The sequence below is a fragment of the Pseudomonas putida W15Oct28 genome (genome assembly GCF_000708715.2).
GTDB classification, from domain to species: Bacteria; Pseudomonadota; Gammaproteobacteria; order Pseudomonadales; family Pseudomonadaceae; genus Aquipseudomonas; species Aquipseudomonas putida_R.
Map to the genome: position 1 here is coordinate 1 of NZ_JENB01000090.1, position 1,450 is coordinate 1,450.

At 57.9% G+C, this 1,450-nt stretch carries 1 protein-coding gene; it reads right to left on the reverse strand.

Going from position 1 to position 1,450, the window contains the following annotated elements; translation table 11 throughout:
* Nucleotides 1-263 precede the first annotated feature (263 nt).
* Nucleotides 264-1,322, reverse strand: a complete 1,059-nt coding sequence (locus AK81_RS27535; protein WP_081042177.1) for an IS110 family transposase — start codon at nucleotides 1,320-1,322, stop codon at nucleotides 264-266.
* Nucleotides 1,323-1,450 lie beyond the last annotated feature (128 nt).

Consider the following 1,450-nt stretch of genomic DNA (forward strand, 5'->3'; position numbering starts at 1 on the left):
GCCGCTCCTATGTATGGACTCGCCCACACTGTCTAGCCGCTTTTGAACATAGGAACCCGGTTGCATCTATGTATCAGGCCTATTCGAGGAAGTTTTTCACTTCTGGCCAACATCGTGGTGAGCTCGCAGCGTGCCGTTTACATTGAGGCCATTACATCAGGCCTGTAGGAGCGGAGGCATCTGTCTGCGACGGTCTTACCAAGGGTCAATGTTCACTAGCAGGGGTTAGAGCGCTCGGCGCCCCGGTGGTATTGCTCGGTTGGTCAGAGGCTCATAGCAGCCTCCGAGTTGTTGTTCGGTTTGCGTTGGTAAACCTGATTGCTCTGTAACAGGGCCCAGATAATGCGTAGATTTCGATTAGCCAGTCTGATCGCCGCCTCCTTGCGCCCAAGCCGGGACAGCCAGCGCAAAAGGCGGCGATCGTCTGGCTGATCGGAATCAGGCCTTAGCTGACTCAAGACAGCATGCGCCCCCTGGATCATCAGGCTGCGTATGTAGCCGTCACCTCGCTTGCTCATCCTGCCCAGTCTGATTTTGTTTCCGCTGCTGTGCTGGTCGGGCACGATACCGAAGAAGGCAGAATACATTCGGCCACTGGCGAAGCGGCTGGGCTCCGTCTGTTTCGCCACAATTGCCGTGGCAATGATTGGGCCGACGCCACGAATGGTGGTCAGCCGCTGTGCGACCTCATCTTCCTGGGCTGTTGCTTCGAGCCGCCTACTCAGCACCGCAATGCGCTCACCTAGATAGAGCCAGTCAGCCAGCAGCTCATCGAGCAACTCGCGCAACAAATCAGGCAGGGGCAAGGTGGCATCCTCAAGAATTCGCGGTACATGCGCACTGATCGCGGCATCGCCTTGGGGCATCGACACGCCATGCTCAAGCAGCAGGCCACGTATCTGATTGCCCAGTGCTGTATGCCGCTTGATGCTGCCGCGCCGGACACGGTGCAACGCTTGAATTGCCAGTGCTGTGGTGCTCTTGATCGGTATCGAGGCAATGCTGGTATCGCGACCGGCACGCAAAATGGCATGGGCGTCGTTTCGGTCGTTCTTCGCGCCGCTGCGGTGTTCGGCCACTCGTTGCGCAGGCAGGATGCGAACTGGATTACCTTGGGTCTGCAGCAGCCTGGCCCAGGCTTGTGCACCTGGACCGCACTCCATCAAGACGGTCACTGTCGCTGGTAGGTTGAGCAGGAAATCATGGAAAGCCTGGCGGGATTTGATGCGATCTTCGTAGATCACCCGACCGGCAGCATCCTCGCCTGCTAACTGGAAGACCTGTTTGGCCAGGTCTACGCAGATGGTTGTGCAAAGCTCCACATCAGTGGAAGACAGGGGATCGTGCTTCGAACTATGCTTTTTCATGGTCTCGCCCTCGCTGCCGTTGGCTTCTTTGAACGCCACCGTGGCACTGTGATGCCTCGGCGGGGGCGAGTCCATCGATTACA